Annotated in this window: 17 protein-coding genes; 4 read left to right on the top strand and 13 right to left on the bottom strand. The window is 64.6% G+C overall.

The features are described from left to right. Window positions 1-5: 5 nt before the first annotated feature. The 7 genes from HL671_RS04930 to HL671_RS04960 form a co-directional block, all read right to left on the bottom strand. Window positions 6-1,076: a branched-chain amino acid ABC transporter permease gene (locus HL671_RS04930; RefSeq protein ID WP_012047419.1), complete on the bottom strand. Its 1,071-nt coding sequence runs from the start codon at window positions 1,074-1,076 to the stop codon at window positions 6-8. Continuing rightward, window positions 1,073-2,083: a branched-chain amino acid ABC transporter permease gene (locus HL671_RS04935; RefSeq protein WP_012047418.1), complete on the bottom strand. Its 1,011-nt coding sequence runs from the start codon at window positions 2,081-2,083 to the stop codon at window positions 1,073-1,075. The genes HL671_RS04930 and HL671_RS04935 overlap by 4 nt, the downstream gene beginning before the upstream one ends. Next, entirely contained in the window at window positions 2,080-2,802 is a 723-nt protein-coding gene (locus HL671_RS04940; protein ID WP_172235782.1) for an ABC transporter ATP-binding protein, read from the bottom strand. Before HL671_RS04940 ends, HL671_RS04935 begins: the two co-directional genes overlap by 4 nt. Beyond that, window positions 2,799-3,563: an ABC transporter ATP-binding protein gene (locus HL671_RS04945; RefSeq protein WP_012047416.1), complete on the bottom strand. Its 765-nt coding sequence runs from the start codon at window positions 3,561-3,563 to the stop codon at window positions 2,799-2,801. Before HL671_RS04945 ends, HL671_RS04940 begins: the two co-directional genes overlap by 4 nt. A gap of 65 nt (window positions 3,564-3,628) precedes the next feature. Further along, window positions 3,629-4,822 (bottom strand): substrate-binding domain-containing protein, encoded by a 1,194-nt coding sequence (locus HL671_RS04950; protein ID WP_012047415.1) that lies wholly within the window; start codon window positions 4,820-4,822, stop codon window positions 3,629-3,631. 143 nt (window positions 4,823-4,965) lie between these two features. Further along, window positions 4,966-6,744 (bottom strand): putative bifunctional diguanylate cyclase/phosphodiesterase, encoded by a 1,779-nt coding sequence (locus HL671_RS04955; RefSeq protein ID WP_172235783.1) that lies wholly within the window; start codon window positions 6,742-6,744, stop codon window positions 4,966-4,968. Window positions 6,745-6,929: 185 nt separating this feature from the next. Next, complete coding sequence (locus tag HL671_RS04960; protein ID WP_012047413.1) at window positions 6,930-7,892, bottom strand: sensor histidine kinase; 963 nt, start codon at window positions 7,890-7,892, stop codon at window positions 6,930-6,932. Here HL671_RS04960 and HL671_RS04965 point away from each other — a divergent pair. Further along, a complete protein-coding gene (locus HL671_RS04965) occupies window positions 7,891-8,064 on the top strand; it encodes a hypothetical protein (protein WP_172235784.1) in 174 nt (57 codons plus the stop codon). The two genes, HL671_RS04960 and HL671_RS04965, sit on opposite strands and share 2 nt — an antisense overlap. Window positions 8,065-8,132: 68 nt before the next feature. On the opposite strand, the gene HL671_RS04970 is transcribed toward HL671_RS04965, so the two are convergent. The 3 genes from HL671_RS04970 to HL671_RS04980 all read right to left on the bottom strand — a co-directional run bounded on the left by HL671_RS04970 (window position 8,133) and on the right by HL671_RS04980 (window position 10,557). Continuing rightward, on the bottom strand, window positions 8,133-9,509 hold the full coding sequence (locus HL671_RS04970) for a cytochrome P450 (RefSeq protein WP_172235785.1): 1,377 nt from the start codon (window positions 9,507-9,509) through the stop codon (window positions 8,133-8,135). A 427-nt stretch (window positions 9,510-9,936) separates the two neighbouring features. After that, complete coding sequence (locus HL671_RS04975; protein ID WP_011923716.1) at window positions 9,937-10,095, bottom strand: hypothetical protein; 159 nt, start codon at window positions 10,093-10,095, stop codon at window positions 9,937-9,939. Window positions 10,096-10,296: 201 nt separating this feature from the next. Then, window positions 10,297-10,557 carry a hypothetical protein gene (locus tag HL671_RS04980; protein ID WP_246579371.1) on the bottom strand — a complete coding sequence of 87 codons (261 nt, stop codon included), beginning with the start codon at window positions 10,555-10,557 and terminating at the stop codon, window positions 10,297-10,299. 235 nt (window positions 10,558-10,792) lie between these two features. On the opposite strand from HL671_RS04980, the gene HL671_RS04985 reads away from it, so the two are divergent. Further along, window positions 10,793-11,203: a response regulator gene (locus HL671_RS04985; RefSeq protein ID WP_012047410.1), complete on the top strand. Its 411-nt coding sequence runs from the start codon at window positions 10,793-10,795 to the stop codon at window positions 11,201-11,203. Window positions 11,204-11,501: 298 nt separating this feature from the next. On the opposite strand, the gene HL671_RS04990 is transcribed toward HL671_RS04985, so the two are convergent. Further along, the gene (locus HL671_RS04990) at window positions 11,502-12,743 is read right to left on the bottom strand and encodes an LLM class flavin-dependent oxidoreductase (RefSeq protein WP_012047409.1); all 1,242 of its coding nucleotides are present in this window, start codon (window positions 12,741-12,743) and stop codon (window positions 11,502-11,504) included. Window positions 12,744-13,209: 466 nt separating this feature from the next. Between HL671_RS04990 and HL671_RS04995 the strand changes: the two genes are divergently transcribed. Further along, on the top strand, window positions 13,210-14,733 hold the full coding sequence (locus tag HL671_RS04995; RefSeq protein WP_041751768.1) for an extracellular catalytic domain type 1 short-chain-length polyhydroxyalkanoate depolymerase: 1,524 nt from the start codon (window positions 13,210-13,212) through the stop codon (window positions 14,731-14,733). A 114-nt stretch (window positions 14,734-14,847) separates the two neighbouring features. On the opposite strand, the gene HL671_RS05000 is transcribed toward HL671_RS04995, so the two are convergent. Beyond that, entirely contained in the window at window positions 14,848-15,516 is a 669-nt protein-coding gene (locus tag HL671_RS05000; RefSeq protein ID WP_012047407.1) for an MBL fold metallo-hydrolase, read from the bottom strand. A gap of 253 nt (window positions 15,517-15,769) precedes the next feature. On the opposite strand from HL671_RS05000, the gene HL671_RS05005 reads away from it, so the two are divergent. Then, window positions 15,770-16,252 carry an MmcB family DNA repair protein gene (locus tag HL671_RS05005; protein ID WP_172235786.1) on the top strand — a complete coding sequence of 161 codons (483 nt, stop codon included), beginning with the start codon at window positions 15,770-15,772 and terminating at the stop codon, window positions 16,250-16,252. Between the two features lie 22 nt (window positions 16,253-16,274). Here the strand turns inward: HL671_RS05005 and HL671_RS05010 are convergent, their stop codons facing one another. Beyond that, window positions 16,275-16,535 carry a DUF1488 family protein gene (locus tag HL671_RS05010; RefSeq protein ID WP_012047405.1) on the bottom strand — a complete coding sequence of 87 codons (261 nt, stop codon included), beginning with the start codon at window positions 16,533-16,535 and terminating at the stop codon, window positions 16,275-16,277. Window positions 16,536-16,563 lie beyond the last annotated feature (28 nt).

Genomic DNA, 16,563 nt, shown 5'->3' on the forward strand with positions numbered 1-16,563 from the left:
GAAGTTCAGCGCTGGCTGCCTGGCTTGCTGCGGAGGCGGCCGACCACGCCTGTTGGAAAGAAGTAGACGCTGGCGATGAACAGCAGGCCGAGCCACAACAGCCAGCGGTCCGGATGCAGCAGGCCCGGAAGAAGCGGCAGTCCTGCGTCTGCCGCGGCGGTCGAGGCGATGCTCATCAGCGCCTGGAGATAGTTCTGGGCCAGGATGAAGATCGCAGCCCCGATGATCGCGCCGTAGATGGTGCCCATGCCGCCGATGACCACCATCAGCAGAATGTCGAGCATGATCGAGAAGCTCAGCGAGGTATCAGGTCCGGCATAGCGCAGCCAGAGCGCGTTCAGCATGCCGGCGCCGGCCGCGATCATCGCGGCGATGCAGTTGGCATAGGTCAGGTGAAACACGGTGCGGTAGCCGAGCGCCTCGGCCCGGAAACGGTTTTCGCGGATCGCCTGCAGCACGCGGCCGAACGGCGAATTCACGACCCGCAGCAACGCCAGAATCATCAGCGCGCAGGCCGACAGCACCAGGTAATAGGTCAGGATGCGGCCGTTGATCGGGAAGCCGAACCACTCCTTGCCGATGAACACGGTGCCGGGACGCAACAGCTCGGGCAGCTGGAAGCTGCGGCCGTCCTCGCCGCCGGTCAGCCACGACAATTGCGACGCCAGCACCAGGAAGGCGGAGGCGACCGCCAGCGTGATCATCGCAAAGAAGATCGCCTCGACGCGCAGCGAGAACAGGCCGATCGCGAGCGCCAGCAGCAGCGCGAGCGGCAGGCCGGCCGCGACGGCCACCGCGACCGAGGTCCAATTGGGCCCGAGTCCATAGAGCGCGATGGCGATCGCGTAGGACCCGATGCCGTAGAACATCGTATGCGCGAACGAGACCGAGCCGGTGTAGCCGAGCAGCAGGTCGTAGGATGCGACGAGCGCGGCGAAGATGCAGATCTTGGCGGCCACATTCAAGGCCTTGGCGCCTGGGAAAATGAAGGGCGTGGCCAGCAATGCCAGGATGATGATGACGAGCAGCACGGACAGCGTGCGGCTGCGGGGAGGATCGCCGGACAGGATCATCATCGGCTGGTCACCGCATAGAGGCCGCGCGGTCGCCACATCAGCACGGCGACCATCAGCAGGATGTTGGAGACGAGGGCGAGCTTCGGCACCAGGAAGCCGCCATAATTCGCGACCATGGCGACCAGGATCGCGCCGATGAAGCAGCCGGTGATCGAGCCGAGGCCGCCGATGATCACGACGATGAAGACCAGCACGGTCAGCTCGTCGCCGATCGAGGCGTGCACCTGCTCGCGATAGAGGCCCCACATCACGCCGCCGAGCCCGGCCAGCGCCGACCCGGTCATGAACACGCCGAGGAACAGGCGGCGGATGCGATAGCCGAGCGCCTCCACCATTTCGCGATTCTCGACGCCGGCGCGGATCAGAAGGCCGATCTTGGTCCGGTTCAGCACCAGCTCGATGGCGACAAAGATCGCAAAGCCGATCAGCATCGCCAGCAGCCGGTATTTGGCGATCGCGATGTCGCCGATGATGAACGAGCCGCGCAGCGCCGCCGGTACTGGCAGCGGGATGATCTGCGGGCCAAACAGCGCATAAAGCGTCTGCTCGGCAACGATGAGGCCGCCGGTGGTCATCAGGATCTGCTTGAGGTGCTGGCCATAGACCGGCAGCACCAGCACGCGTTCGACGACCAGGCCGAGTGCGGCGGTCACGCCCATCGACAGCAATGCGGCCGGGACCAGTACCGCGAGGTTGGCCAGCAGCGAATCGGCCTGCGCCCAGCTTGCGAGCGGCAGCAGGACCAGCGTTGCGACATAGGCGCCGACCGCGATGAACGCGCCATGGCCGAAATTGAGCACGTCCATCAGGCCGAACACGAGTGTCAGGCCGGAGGCCATGATGAAGATCATCATGCCCATCGCCAGGCTGGCGACCGTCAGCGTCACCCAGGAGCTCGCCGATCCGACCAGCGGAAGCATCAGCAGCGCGAGCAGGACAGGCAGCAGCAGCGGGGCGAGGTCGCGCTTCGGCTTCGGCAGCGGATCGGTTGCGGCGATGTCGCTCATTGATGCGCCTCCAGGCTCAGTCCCAGCAGGCGCTCCTGCAGCGGCACGTCGGCGGCGAGCGCCGCCATCTCCCCGCGATGGACGATGGTGCCATTGTCCATCACCAGGACCTGATCGCCGAGCTCGCGCGCGGCGTGGAAATTCTGCTCCACCAGCAGGATGGTGACGCCGCGCCGCTTGATCTCCTTCAGGCATTCGATCAGCGACATCACGATGGCCGGCGCCAACCCCTTGGTCGGCTCGTCGATCAGCAGCAGCTTGCGCGGCTCGACGATGGCGCGGGCGATCGACAGCATCTGCTTCTGGCCGCCGGACAGGCTGCCGGCGCGCGACAACCAGAATTTCTTCAGAGCCGGAAAAAAGCCGAAGATCCAGGCGAGCTGGGCCTCGTCGAGCGGGCCGTTGCGGGCTGCCAGCACCAGGTTCTCCTTGACGGTGAGGTCGGAGAACACCGCCATGCTCTCGGGCACGTAGCCGACACCTCGCTGGGCAATGTCGGGCGTCGCCAGTTTCTCGATCGCCTCGCCGGCCAGCGAGATGCTGCCGGTCCTCGCCTGCCACAGCCCCATGATGGTGCGCAGCGTCGTGGTCTTGCCGGCGCCGTTGCGTCCCAGCAGCATCGTGGTCTGGCCTTCGGGCACGTCGAAATCGACGCCCTGCAGGATGTGGTAGCGGCCGATATAGGTCTGGACGCCCGACAGCTTCAGCAGCGCGCTCATGCCGCGCTCCGCGGTGCGACGCCGAGATAGGCCTCCTGCACGATCGGCGAGGCGATGACCTCGGCCGGCTTGCCATCGGCGACCAGCTGGCCGTTATGCAGCACGATGATGCGATCGGCGAGCGAGCGGACGACGTCCATCTTGTGCTCGACGAGCAGGATGATCTTGCTCTTGTCCTGCTTCAGCCGGCCGATCAGGTCGAGCACGACCGGCACCTCGTCGATGCTCATCCCGGCGGTCGGCTCGTCGAACATGAAGACCTTGGGCTCCAGCGCCATCATCAGCGCGACTTCGAGCTTGCGCTGGTCGCCATGCGAGAGCGTCGTTGCGGTGACGCCGCGGCGGCTGCCGAGGGCGACCTGATCGAGGATCGCATCGGCCCGCGCGATCAGGTCGCGCCGCGCCATCCACGGACGGAGCAGGTCGTAATGGGTGCCGCTCTGCGCCTGGACGGCGAGACGGACGTTCTCTTCCACGCTGAGATTCGGAAACAGATTGGTGAGCTGGAACGCGCGCCCGAGGCCCGCGCGGGTGCGCAGCGGAGCAGAGAGTTGGGTGATATCGCGGCCATCGAACAGGATGGAGCCGGCTGAGGCCCGCAACTGGCCGGATATTAGGTTGAAATAGGTGGTCTTGCCGGCGCCGTTCGGGCCGACGATCGCCGTCAGCTCGCCGGGGCGGAAGCTGCAGCTGACGTTGTTGACCGCGACATGGCCGCCGAAGCGGATGGTCAGATCGCGGGTTTCGAGGGTGAGGGCCATGTCGTCAGCCGTATGACGTCCAAAGTGGAGGTGCCCGGCGCGGGCCGGGCACGGATGTCATTTACTCAGCGCTTGTTGCGGATCGGGATATCCATGTCCTCGATCTTGATCTCGCGTACCGGTTCGTTCACGGCCCAGGCGAGGTTCGGATCGACCTTGACACGGAAGTGATACATGCTTTGCAGCGCCTGGTGATCTTCCTTCCGGAAGATCATCTTGCCCTTGGGCGTGTCGAACTCCATGCCCTCCATCGCCGCGATCAGCTTCTCGGTATCGGTCGACTTCGCCTTGGTGACCGCGGCGACAACCGCCATCGCGGCTGAGAAGCCGCCGGCCGTGAACAGGTCGGGGGGCGAGCTGAAGCGCTTCTGGTGTTCGGCGAGCAGCCAGTCGTTCACCGGATTCTTGGGAATGTCATAGTAGTAATAGGTAGCGCCTTCCATGCCCGGCAGCTGCTTATAGGCGGCGAGCGCGGCGAGGATATTGCCTCCGGTGGAAATCTCGATGCCATAGCGCTTCGGGTCCATGTCCTGCAGCTTGCCTGGCGGGTTGCCGCCGCCGGCCCAGAGCACCCAGATGAACTTCCGCCCCGGCTTGTCCTTCAGCACGTCGAACAAGCGCTGCGCGACGGCAGTGAAGTCGGTGGTGTTGGTCGGGACGTATTCCTCGGCTGCCAGGGTCGCGCCGGTCTTGGCCAGCGCCTCCTTGAAGGCGGCGACGCCGTCGCGGCCGAACGCGTAATCCTGCGCCAGCGTGGCGACGGTGACGCCGGGCTTGCCGATCGCCACCGCGTTGGAGATCGCGTCCTGCGACGAGTTGCGGCCGGTGCGGAAGATGTAGCGGTTCCACTTCTCGCCAGTGATCTGGTCCGCCACGGCCGGCTCGACGATCAGGATCTTCTTGTTCTCCTCGGCGACCGGCAGGTCGGCGAGCGCCGCGGCCGAAGACGTGGTGCCGATGGCGATGTCGGCGCCGTCATCCTGATAGGCCTCTGAAAGCGCGGCTTTCGACAGGTCGGGCTTGCCCTGATCGTCCTTGGTGATGATGACGATCTTGCGACCGTCGATCATGTTGGTGCCTTTGGTGGCGTATTCGAAGCCGAGACGCAGGCCGGTTTCGGTCTGCTTGGCGTAGGCCTCGAGCGGCCCGGTCTTGCCATAGATGAGAGCGATTTTCAGATCGTCGGCCTGTGCGGCGGTGGCCAGCACGGCTGCAGCCAATGATAAAGCAATACCTTTGAAAATATGTGACGTTCCCACGAGCCTTCCTCCCAGCTACCGGCGGCTGTTGTCTGCAACTGATAGTGTGCAGCCTCGGGGCGGGTCAAGGCGCTTTCATTGGCAGTGCGGGAGGGCTCATACTTTGTGCTGATAGGCTTGCTGCCTCTCCCGCGCCAGCGCGATCAGCGCCGATAGCGGCCGCTGCGGGCATAAGCCTGCCGATTTTCCTGCACAGGGCGACTGGCGAGGCTCATACGCGCTTCGCTTGCAAGCGGGATCGCCGGCTTCAGCTCCTCCAGGAAGATCGGACGCGAGAAGTAGTAGCCTTGCGCGTAGCGAATCTTGGTCGCGGCCTGCAGATAGGCCAGCTCCTCGAAGGATTCGATGCCTTCGGCAATCACGGTCATGCCGAGCGCCTCGCTCAGCGACTCGATCGCGCGCAGGATGCCCTGGCTGCGCGGCCGCTTATGGATGTCGGTGATGAAGGAACGATCGATCTTGATCTCGTCCGCGGTGATGTCGGCCAATGCCGACAGCGACGAATAGCCGATGCCGAAATCGTCGATCGAGATGCCGACGCCGATGCCGCGGAGCAGCGGCACGATCTCGTCCTGAAAGTGGCTGCGCGTCACGAACGCGTCCTCGGTGACCTCGACCATGAACCGCTTCGGAAACCCCGTCGATTCGAGCGCCCGCGCGAACGGGCGCATGAAGTCCGGGTTCGCGGCCTGCTTGGCGGCGACGTTGATGCTGATCGTCGTTTCGTGACCGAAGGTCTCGTTGATCAGGTCGATCGATTTGACGATTTCGTCGAGCACCAGATGGGTGAGCTCATCGATCAGCCCGAGTTCGACCGCGAGATTGATGAAGGCGCCGGGCGCCTGGATCACGCCCTCATTGTCGCGCAGCCGGACCAGCGCCTCGATGCCCTTGATCTCCTCGGTGCGGATGTCGACCTTGGCCTGGAACGCACAGCAGAAGCGCTTTTCGAGAATGGCGAGCCGCAGCGACTGCTCGACCTTCATGCGCGCCAGCGCCTCATGCTCCATCGCGCTGGAGAAAAAAGCCAGCGTCCCCTTGTCGCTGTTCTTGACGCGATACATCGCGAGATCGGCATTCTGGCGCAGCACGTCGTAGCTCGCGCCGTGCTCGGGAAACAGGCTCACGCCGACCGAGGCGGAGGCAAACACCTCGGCGCCGTCGATGAAGAAGGGCGCGTTCAGGCGGTCAAGCATGCCCTGAAGGAACTCCGCAACCTCTTCGGCACGCTCGATCGGATGCAGCAGGAGCAGAAACTCGTCGCCGCTGATGCGGGACAGCAGGTCTGACTCGCGCAGATCCCGGCTGATACGTTTGGCAAGCTCGACCAGCAGGGCATCGCCGGTGGCGTGGCCATAATAGTCGTTGATGTACTTGAAATTGTCGAGATCCAGGAAGGCGAGTGCGAAACGGCCATCGACGCGGCCGCGCCGGACCAGAGTGTCGGCGCGATGCTCGACGACGCGGCGCATCGGCAGGCCGGTCAGCTCATCGTAATAGGCGGCGCGGAACAGCTGGTCCTCGAACTCCTTCTGCTCCGTGATGTCGGCCGAGCTCGAGAGCAGCAACCGTTGCTCACCGATCTGGACCGGACGGTGCGCGGTCAGCAGCGTCTGCGGACCACGTTCGCTCGTCACTTTTTCCTCGGCGATCACAACCCGGCCGCGTCCGAGCAGCTCGCGGCAGGTCGCGCGCCTGACATCGAGATGCGGCGCGGCGATTCCATCGGCACTATTGGCGGCGGCGCCGAGCTGGATGGCCGCGGTATCGTTGACGAGCAGAAAGCGACCGTGCTCGTCCTGGACCGTGATGCCGGAGGGCAGCTGGCTGACGATGCTGCGGAGAAAGCGCAGCTCGGCCTCGGTCTCCCCGAGGCCTTCGCGCGCCTCGGCTGAAAAATTGAATCGGTCGCTGCTGTACATGCGCCGATTGTGCAAAGTTCCCGCTTCATTTTAGTTAAGCGGTACGTAGAAACACGGAACTCTGCGGGCAAGCATCGGAAATGATGCGAAACCCTGCCGAGGCGTCATTAACGGCGGGTAAATCGTCGGGGAGAAGGACGCGATCGTCCTGCTGCGAAAGTCGAATGCCGCAGCGGCGTCTGTCGTCAGCTCGGCGGCACTCTGAACTGCATGGTGCAGTGAATCCCGGTCTTCAAGAATGTGGTTTCTGTCTTGCCTTCGAACGGCGACAGCGCCGCCTTGAGCAGCTTGGTCCCGAAACCCGGTTTGCCGACCTGATCGATCGGAGGTCCCTCGGTTTCGTCCCAGCTCAATCTGAGGCGGTCCTCGTGCAGCGTCCAGGACACCTGCAGGAAGCCGCGCGGCGAGGCGAAAGCGCCATATTTGGCGGCGTTGGTGGCGAGCTCGTGGAAGATCAGCGCCAGGCTGACCGCGAGCTTGGCGGGAAGGAACAGCGGATCGCCATTGAGCTCGAAGCGGACATGGCCATAGGGTCCGAGCTCCGACATCAAGAGATCCTTGAGATCGCAGCCCTGCGCGTCGACCCGTGCGATCAGGTCGTCGGCGCCGGCGAGTGCGCGGATGCGCTTGTCGATGCTGCTCCACACCTGCGGCTGATCGTGCAGGACTTGATGCAGAACCGCGTGAATGGTGGATGTCTTGTTCTTCAGCCGATGATGCAGCTCGTCGACCAGCAGCTTGCGATATTGCTCCTCGTCGGTCAGCCGCTTCGCAATCTCGCGCTGCTTGGCGGCGAGGTCGCGGTAATGGTTGACGCCCCAGATCACCAGCGCTGCGACGGTGAGATACATCGTCATCAGCGCCACCCGTGCGACGTCCACAGTCGCGCTGCCGAATTCGAGCAGCAGCCCGAGCGCCGCGCCGATGATCGCAGTGACCAGCCCGACGGCGGATCCGCCCATGGCGGTCGCAAAGAACACGGCCGGAATATAGGGTGTGAAGAACACGTCGGGCCGCAGATGCGCCATGCCGAAGCGGACCATGGTGGCCATCGCCAGGCACATCGCTGCAAATGCGCTGCTCCAGGCGAGCGAGGGCTGCAACTCGCCGCGCCAGATCCGGCCGATGTCCGAGATGAGTCGGTTCATGAAGCTGCATGAGCCTCAATCGCGCAACCAAATTATGGCCGCGATGGCGGTAATTCGTCCAATCGGTGCAGACCGCGCGATTTTCATGGCATTGCTGCGCGCCACGGATGGTTCCGTCTGCGGAACCTCCGCTGCGCTGATGCGCGTCCGCGATCAACCGACTCATATGTGACGGTCACAGCGCGCGACGCGATCCGGGTCTCGCCGTCGCACGCCGCGCTGCTGGTGACGATGCCGCAATCACACCGCTTTCAGCATCACCCGCAATCCGTCGCGCGGCTTGGGGATCGGCCACACCTGCCAATTGGGCCGATAGCCGGGCGCAAATGACACCTCGATGTTCGACAGGAAGTGCCGCGCAAAGCACTTCACCTGCATGTAGGCGAAGTGCAGGCCGAGGCACATATGCGCGCCGCCGCCGAACGGGACCCAGGCAAAGCGGTGCCGCCCGCGCTGCGCCTCGTCGGTGAAGCGCAGCGGGTCGAAGCGCTCGGGCTCTGGCCAGATCTCCGGCATATGGTGTGTGAACATCGGATTGACGCCGACGCCGGTCCCGGCCGGAATCGCATAGCCCTTGAAGGTGAAGTCCCGGATCGGCCGGCGCGGCAGCGACGGCACCGGCGGCATCAGCCGCAGCGTTTCCTGGAACGCCATCTCGGTCAGCTTCATCTTCTCCAGATGCTCCGAGGCCATCGGGGCGCCGGCCACGAGGCCAAGGCTCGCGACCTCGTCGCGCAGCTTCTGCTGCCATTCCGGATGGGCGGCAAGCTGCGCGATGAACGACGTAATCGACGAGGTGAGCGTGTCATGCGCCGCCATCATCAGGAAGCTCATATGATCGACGATGTCCTGGGTCGACAGCAGCGCGCCGTGGTCGTCGGTGGCCCGGCAGAGATGCGAGAACAGGTCGTCGCCGTCGCCTTTCGCGCGGCGCAGCGGAATCTGCTCCGAGAAATAGGCGACGATGCGCTGGCGGCCCTTGACGCCGCGGGCCATCTGCGTGCCCGGCAGCGGCTTGCGGATCGGGGCCACGGACGCTGCGACCATGTCGACGAAAGCGCGGTTGATGGCATCGACCTCGGGTCCGATCTCGGTCCCCAGGAACGATGTCGCGGCGAGGTCGAGCGTGAGCTGCTTGATCGCCGGATAGAACAGCATCTCGCCGGGAGTTTGTTTCCACTGCGCGATGCGCGCTGCGATACCGCGATCGAGACCGGTGAGATAGGATTTCATCGGCCCGGCTTTGAATGCGACCGACAGGGCCTTGCGATGCATGCGGTGCTCTTCGAAATCGAGCAGCATCAGCCCGCGCGGGAACAGCAAATTGAGGATGTGGCCCCAGCCATGGGCCGACGAGAACAGCTTGGCCTGGTCGAACAGCACCAACTCGTTGGCTTCCGGCCCGAGCAGCACCACGTTCACCTCGCCGAACATATGGCTGCGATAGACCGGGCCGTACTTCCGGGCATTGCGCTCGACATGGCCCTTCGGGTCGGCGAGCACCTCGAAGGTCTTGCCGATGATCGGCCAGCCTTCGTCGCCGGGGATATGGGTCAGTGAGTTGCGCCGTGGCGCGGTCAGCCTGATCGGATCAGAGACCACATGCTGCATCGACATCCCGGGGTTTCCTCTCGTCTGCTGGCCGGCCGTCTGCCGTTTGGCGTCTCGGGTCTGACTTCGTCTTGGTCAGCCTCGCATGGCCGGACTCCCTGACCATCATTGATAGGCGGTTGCAGCCGCGATGCAATACGCTCCGGTGTCTCATGATCGGCTCGTTGTGCTGCATTGCGAACGACCGCAGTCTCGCCGCGCGCCCTTGCGCCCGAGAGATGGACGAGAGATGGAATATTCCGCCCTCCTTCAGACCGAGGGCACGGGCAATGCCGGGCGCTGACCGCACCCATGGCGTCCTGCTGTCGTCGCTTATAAGCGACGCGGCGATATCGGCGACCGATCGCAGCAGGATCAGGGGATCATCGTCGAAGCGGGGAGGCCTCGCCGCCGCCTCGGCCCGCCAGACCTTCCGACGCGGACGCCAGGACCATCAGCCGGCCGACTTGTTGATCTTTTTCACCTTGGCATCGGTCGCTTCGATCGAGGCCGCCAGCTCCAGGATTGCCTTTGCCAGGAGGTCGGCGGCCTCCTTGGGATCCTGCGACCGTTCGGCGCGCAGCGCGTAGTTCTTGGCTGAGGAGAGTGACATTGGCGACCTTTCCCACGGAAAAGCCCGCCGGGTCGAAACGGCGGGCTGCCTGACGCATCCATACGCGCGAGCGGTCCCCTGCAGGCCCTGCTCAAGTGGCCGTCAGTCTAGCAGGACCCGGTTAAGGAAATGCTCGTCCGTCCGATCGCCCCGATGTCCGCCGGCTTGCTCATTGCAGCTCGCCTCAGGGCCGCCTGCGTCTCAGAACTTGTCGGCGAGGCCGACCGTTGTGGTATGCGTTCGCGTCGTGACATGCGTGGTGAAGCGGTCGTCGAAGCCGACTCCAGCGCCGCCAACGGTCCCGCCGACCCGGGTGGAGGCGCAGCTGTCGTTGTGCGGATTGCCGAAGCAGAACGGGTTGCCGGGAATGACGGTGCGACTGGCGTTCAGCCCGACGGGCTGCCACGCCACGCCGGACTGCCCCAGCCCGCGACGTCCCTTCAAGACGATCGCTGTCACCATCGATGGTTGTCGTCAACGCCGCAATCGCTCATCGGGCGGTTGGCCAAAAAGCTCGCCATGTTGCCGCGAGTCCACATTGATCATGCCCGTCGGGTGAGCGCATCGGGCGAAGCCGACCTCGTCGTGCCGACTCGCTCCGTAAATCTACGGACCGGAATCTTTACCTCGCAGCCATCGCTGTCATCTAGCACGGCCAGACCGGGACGTCTGGCCAACAGGCAACGAGGGCAAGAGCATGAGCAATCAGTTGCTGGTGATCGAGGATGCCGAAGTTCATCTCTCGATCCTTCGCAAGATCGCTGTCCAATGCGGCTACGAGGCGACGTGTGTCACCTCGGTCGACGCCGCCGCCGAATTGCTGCGCAGCCGGACGTTCGACTGCATCACCCTGGATCTGTCGCTGGGCGATCGCTGCGGCGCCGACATCCTGCTGCTGCTCAACGAGCTGAAATCGCGCACCCCGGTGATCTTCATCAGCGGCGCCGAGGACGGCACGCGTGAGGAGCATGTGCGGCTTGCGACCGTGCTCGGGCTGGTCGTCTACCCGCAATTCCAGAAGCCGGTCGACCTGCCGGCCCTGCGCGAGACGCTGAAACAGATCGCGACCATCGCCGATTGCGAGAAGCTGGTCGCGGCGGTGAGGTGAGAGTAGCCGCAGCTCGCGGCGCTCTCTGCTCGCTCCACACCGTCATTCCGGGGCAAGGCCTCAGGCCTTGAACCAGGAATTTCGACGTGGGGTTGCTCGGGGCCGATACAACAGTTCGAACTGACGTGGCGAACGATTTCCATATCGTCATGGCCGGGCTTGTCCCGGCCATCCACGTCGTTCGGCACGGTGGATAGACGTGGGTGCCCGGGTCAAGCCCGGGCATGACGGAGGAAACTCATTGGCGCCATCGAACGCGGCGGTAGGGCCGACCTTGCGGCGCTGCTCGCCCTCGTACTCAGCCCCGTTGCTTCGCTGCGGCCTGCTGCAGATCCGGCGCGTTGACGGCAGGAATCGCAATGCGTCCCGGTCCGGTCTGCGACAACGCCGCGGCGGCCTTTTCATTGTCCATGATCTTGGCCATCACCGCTTGTCCCGCGCGCTCGAAGATGGCGCGGTTCTCGATGACGAATTTTTGCGAGCGGCGCAGGCCGTCGATATAGCCGTTGATCTCCGGCACCACGTAGCGCGCGACCATGTCCCAGCTGCGGCGGGTGTTCTCCGGATTGGCCCAGTCATGCACGAAGCCGATGATGGCGCCGACGCCGCCTGACACCTGCATCAAGTTCTTGATCGTCTTGACGAGATCGTCCGGGGTGCCGATCGTCGACGCCGCGCCCTCGACGAAGGCGGTCTTGTCGACGGCTTCATCGGGTGACGAGAACGGCTGCAGGCCCGGTCGCATCAAGGTGCCGACGGTATATTCGTTGTGCCAGCGCATCAGGCCGGGGCCCGCTTCGCGGCGTGCCTGCTCGCGCGTCTCGGCGATGTGCCAGGACAGCAGCACGCGCCAATCGGCGCGGCTCACCGTGGTGCCGTGCTTGCGTGCCGCGTCCTCGGCGAACTCCCATTGCTGCGGCAGCGCCATCAGCCCTTGCGTCGACATCGAGCCGAGCGAGATGATGCCGATGCCGTATTTGCCCGCGAGCGTCATGCCCGACGGCGAGATCTGCGAGGCCACCACGAACGGCATCTCCTCCTGCAAGGGCAGGATCTGCAGCGCGGCGTCGTTCATCGTGAACCAGTCGCTCTTCGCGGTCACGCGCTCGCCGTTGAACAGGCGGCGGATGATGCCGATCGCCTCGTCCTGGCGGTCGCGCTGCGTCATCGGATCGATGCCCAGCGTATGCGCATCGGAGGCGAGCGCGCCGGGACCTGAGCCGAAGATGGCGCGGCCGCCGGTCATGTGGTCGAGCTGCACCATGCGCTGCGCGACGTTGTAGGGATGATGGTAGGGCAGTGAGATGACGCCGGTGCCGAGCTTGATGCGCTTGGTGCGCTCGCCGGCGGCGGCGAGGAACATCTCGGGCGACGCGATCATCTCCCAGCCCGACGAATGATGCTCGCCGCACCAGAACTCATCATAGCCGAGCTCGTCGAGCTGCGATACGAGATCGAGGTCGCGGCGGAATTGCAGCATCGGATGCTCGCCGATCGGATGATGCGGCGCGAGGAACGCGCCGAATTTGAGCCGCGCCATATTTTTTCTCCCGAATGGAATGTCGTTGTTGGTTGCGCGTCAGGCTAATTGGCCCGTCATGCGCAGGCAATGGTGCTCAGATGAGAGCGGTGCATGCCTGCCATTTGTTGTTTACTGATCGCGGATCGCTGCGCACACTTCGGAGCGAGATCGCGATTCGCAGAGAAAAAGACTGACCACGGCCCTCTCGTAGCCAACGGTTCAAAAGCAGTTGCGTGGTTGCCGTTGCTCATCCTCACCGCGATTTCGGCGCAGCATTGTTCGCGTTTCGGTGATTGTTGTGTGAAGCGTCGCGTCCGCGTGGCATTTTGATCGCAGCAAGACCGAAATTCGCAATCAAATTGCTGACGTCCGCGCTCGCGCGGGCTTTTTCTTTTGCACTGCAGCAACCATCTGGGTGATGGTGGCGTTGATCCGCGCTGACGTGAACTGCCGACTTGAAGACCTGACTGCCAAGGAGCTGCCGTTGTCCCTCGCTGAAAATGTTGAGTATTTGCGACGGCTGCGTGAGCTGAACGGCATCACAGGATTCGCCGATTTTCATCGCCAGCCGCGGCCCGTGCCGGAATGTCCGCTGGTCGAGATTGAGAGCTTCGGCAGCAATCCCGGCCGGCTGAAGATGTTCGCGCATGTGCCGGCACAGCGCCAGCCGCTGCTGCCGCTCGTCGTCGTGCTGCATGGCTGCGGGCAGGGCGCGGTCGATTATGATCTCGGCGCCGGCTGGTCGACGCTGGCAAAGCATTTCGGCTTCGCGCTGCTGATGCCGGAGCAGCAGCGCATCAACAATCCGCAGCGCTGCTTCAACTGGTTTCAGTCGGAAGACATCACCCGCGGTCAGGGCGAAGTCGCATCGATTCGCGAGATGATCGCGCGCATGGTGGCCGATTGCGCGATCGATCCGCGCCGCATCTTCGTCACGGGCCTCTCGGCCGGCGGCGCGATGACCATGGCGATGCTGTCCGCGCATCCGGATATATTTGCGGCCGGCGCGGTCATCGCGGGTCTGCCGTTCGGCACCGCGCGCAGCATGCGCGATGCGATCCTGCAGATGCGCATGCCGCCGGCGCGCCCCGCCGGCGAACTCGGCGACCTCGTGCGCCGCGCCTCCAACCATCGCGGCAAATGGCCGAAACTCTCGGTCTGGCATGGCACCGCGGACTACACCGTGCATCCGGACAATGCCGGCGAGATCGTCAAGCAATGGCTCGATCTGCATCATCTGCCGTTGGCGCCGATGGCCGCAGGACGCGTCAATGGCTATCCGCATGAGCAGTGGTGGAACGCCGATGGCGAGACCGTGGTGGAATCCTTCACCATCACCAACATGGCGCATGGCACGCCGATCGGCGTCGCGGCCAACGACAAGCGCTATGGCAAGGCCGGGCCGTTCCTGCTCGAGGCCGGCATCTCCTCGTCCTATCTGATCGCGAAATTCTTCGGGATCACCGACTGGATCCGCCAGCCGAAGCCCGCGGTCACGTCGCCGAGCACGAAGCTCATCCCGGAGGTCTCGCCGATCTCGGTGCTGCCGGCCGTGACCAAGCTGCTGCGCCGCTCGGCAGACATGCCTTCAGGCGAGCCTGCCGAGGCCAAGGCAGCCCCGGAGACGCTGCGCGAAAATACATCCAGGATATCGAAGCCGGCGCAGCCGCGGCCGGCGCGGGCCAAGCCGGCGCGCTCAGCGGTCAAGCCGGCAACGCCGAGGGCCGAGCCACAATCCTCTCCGCAGGCGACGGCCGAGATCAAGGCCATCAGCGTAACGGCGCCCGACAGCCCTGCCGACGTGAAGCCGCTCGGCGCTACGATCGCCGTCGCACCGCCGGCAGCCGCCAAGGCGCTCGACATGACGCCGGCCGACGCGGTGTCCGCGATCGACCAGGCCAAGCCTGCGATCTCCGCCGCCGCGACACCGCCCGTTCCGAAACGCCGCCGCGTGATCGATGTCGCGGCCGTGATCGAGCGTGCGCTGCAGGCGGCGGGATTGAAGTAACTAGGTCATGGGTCAGTCGCGGTTCGCCGAAAAGCTGGCCGCGATCTCTGCTTCAGATCTCCGTTTGCGGGAGGCCGGCGAACTGACTCTGAGCTGCCGCCACTCAGCCAGGCGTCAGGCCATCCCCGTCAGGAACGGGTTGGTCATCCGCTCCTGGCCGAAGCTCGAGCCGGCGCCATGGCCGCAGATGAATCCGACATCGTCGCCGAGCGGCAGCAGCTTGTCCTTGATCGAGCGGATCAGCGTCTCATGACTGCCGCCGGGCAGGTCGGTCCGGCCGACAGAGCCGTTGAACAGGACGTCCCCGACATGGGCAAAGCGCATCGCCTTGTTGAAGAACACGACGCTGCCTGGCGAGTGTCCGGGGCAATGCAGGATGTCGAAAACGAGCTCGCCGATCTCGACGGTGTCGCCTTCCTCCAGCCAGCGGTCCGGCGTGACGTCGCGCACCCCCGTGATGCCGAAACGGGCGCCGCTGGCGACGACATTGTCGAGCAGGAACTTGTCGGCGATATGCGGGCCCTCGATCGGCACCTTTAGCGCGTCGCGCAGGTCGGCAGCGCCGCCGACATGATCGATATGGCCATGCGTCAGCCAGATCTTTTCGACGGTGACCTTGGCCTGCGCGATCGCCGCCTGGATGTTCGGTACGTCGCCGCCGGGATCGATCACGATCGCCTTCTTGGTCGCCTCGCACCACAGGATGGTGCAGTTCTGCTCGAATGGCGTGACGGGCACGATCATCGCGCCAGCCTTCGCCTTGCCCTGGTTCGCTTCGCTCATGGCGCCAGCATGCCGATTTTTTGCAATGCGCCAAGCGAAAAACGCCGGGTCGCGCCCGCTTGAGCCGTGTGTCGCGAAGCTGACGACGGGGGCTTGTGAAGCCGCGGCGCGAGCTCGTCGTGATTGCGCAGGAACAGCTCCCGTTGCGCCGTCCGAGGCGACGGCCGCTTGATCAACGGAAGGACGGCGCAGGGGGTCGGTTCCGCACCGACGGCGTGCTTGGGCTGCTCCCAGAATCGGCTATGCTGCTGATGTGGACACGTCAGCCGCCCGGATCAGCCTCGTTCCCATCGACCGCCGCCAATCGGAGACGGCGCTCGCCATCGCGCGCGGCACCTCGCGTCTGTTGCGCTCGCTGGGCTTTGCCACGATCAGCGAATTGCCTCTGCCGTCGGGACGCCGCGCCGATCTGGTGGCGCTCAATGAGCGCGGCGAGATCTGGATCGTCGAGATCAAATCATCTCTGGAGGATCTGCGGGCCGATCAGAAATGGGAGGACTATCGCGCCCATTGCGACCGGCTGTTCTTTGCCTTCACGCAGGAGCTGCCCTGTGAGGTCTTTCCGCAGGACACCGGCCTGATCGTCGCCGATGCCTATGGCGCCCATCTGCAGTGCGAGGCGCCCGAGCACAAATTGCCGGCGCCGACCCGCAAGCTGATGACGGTGCGTTTCGCGCTCGCCGCGGCACACCGGATGAACCGCCTGATCGATCCGCAGGGCCACGCGGAGGTTTAGTCCATCCGGGGCCCCATCGCCGTCAAAAATGGGCAGCGAGGAGATCGTAGGAGCCCCGGCTGCCGCGGACATAGACCTTGGCGGCGGCGGCGCAGATGCGATCGCGGTTGGAATCGAACGCGGTCAGAAAGCCTGTCTCGTCCGGACGGGTGTCGGGCTGAAGGCGTCGCAACGCGCCTTCATCGACGAAGAACGAGGCTTCCATCGCGCTGTCATAGCCCCAGAAGCGTACAGCCCGTCGCGTGCGGTCGTAGGAGCGGCTGTGGTTTGGGAACTCAATCATGTGTGTAACCGATCAGGTTCGGATGGCG

This window comes from Bradyrhizobium denitrificans, from assembly GCF_013179005.1.
Lineage (GTDB): Bacteria > Pseudomonadota > Alphaproteobacteria > Rhizobiales > Xanthobacteraceae > Bradyrhizobium > Bradyrhizobium denitrificans.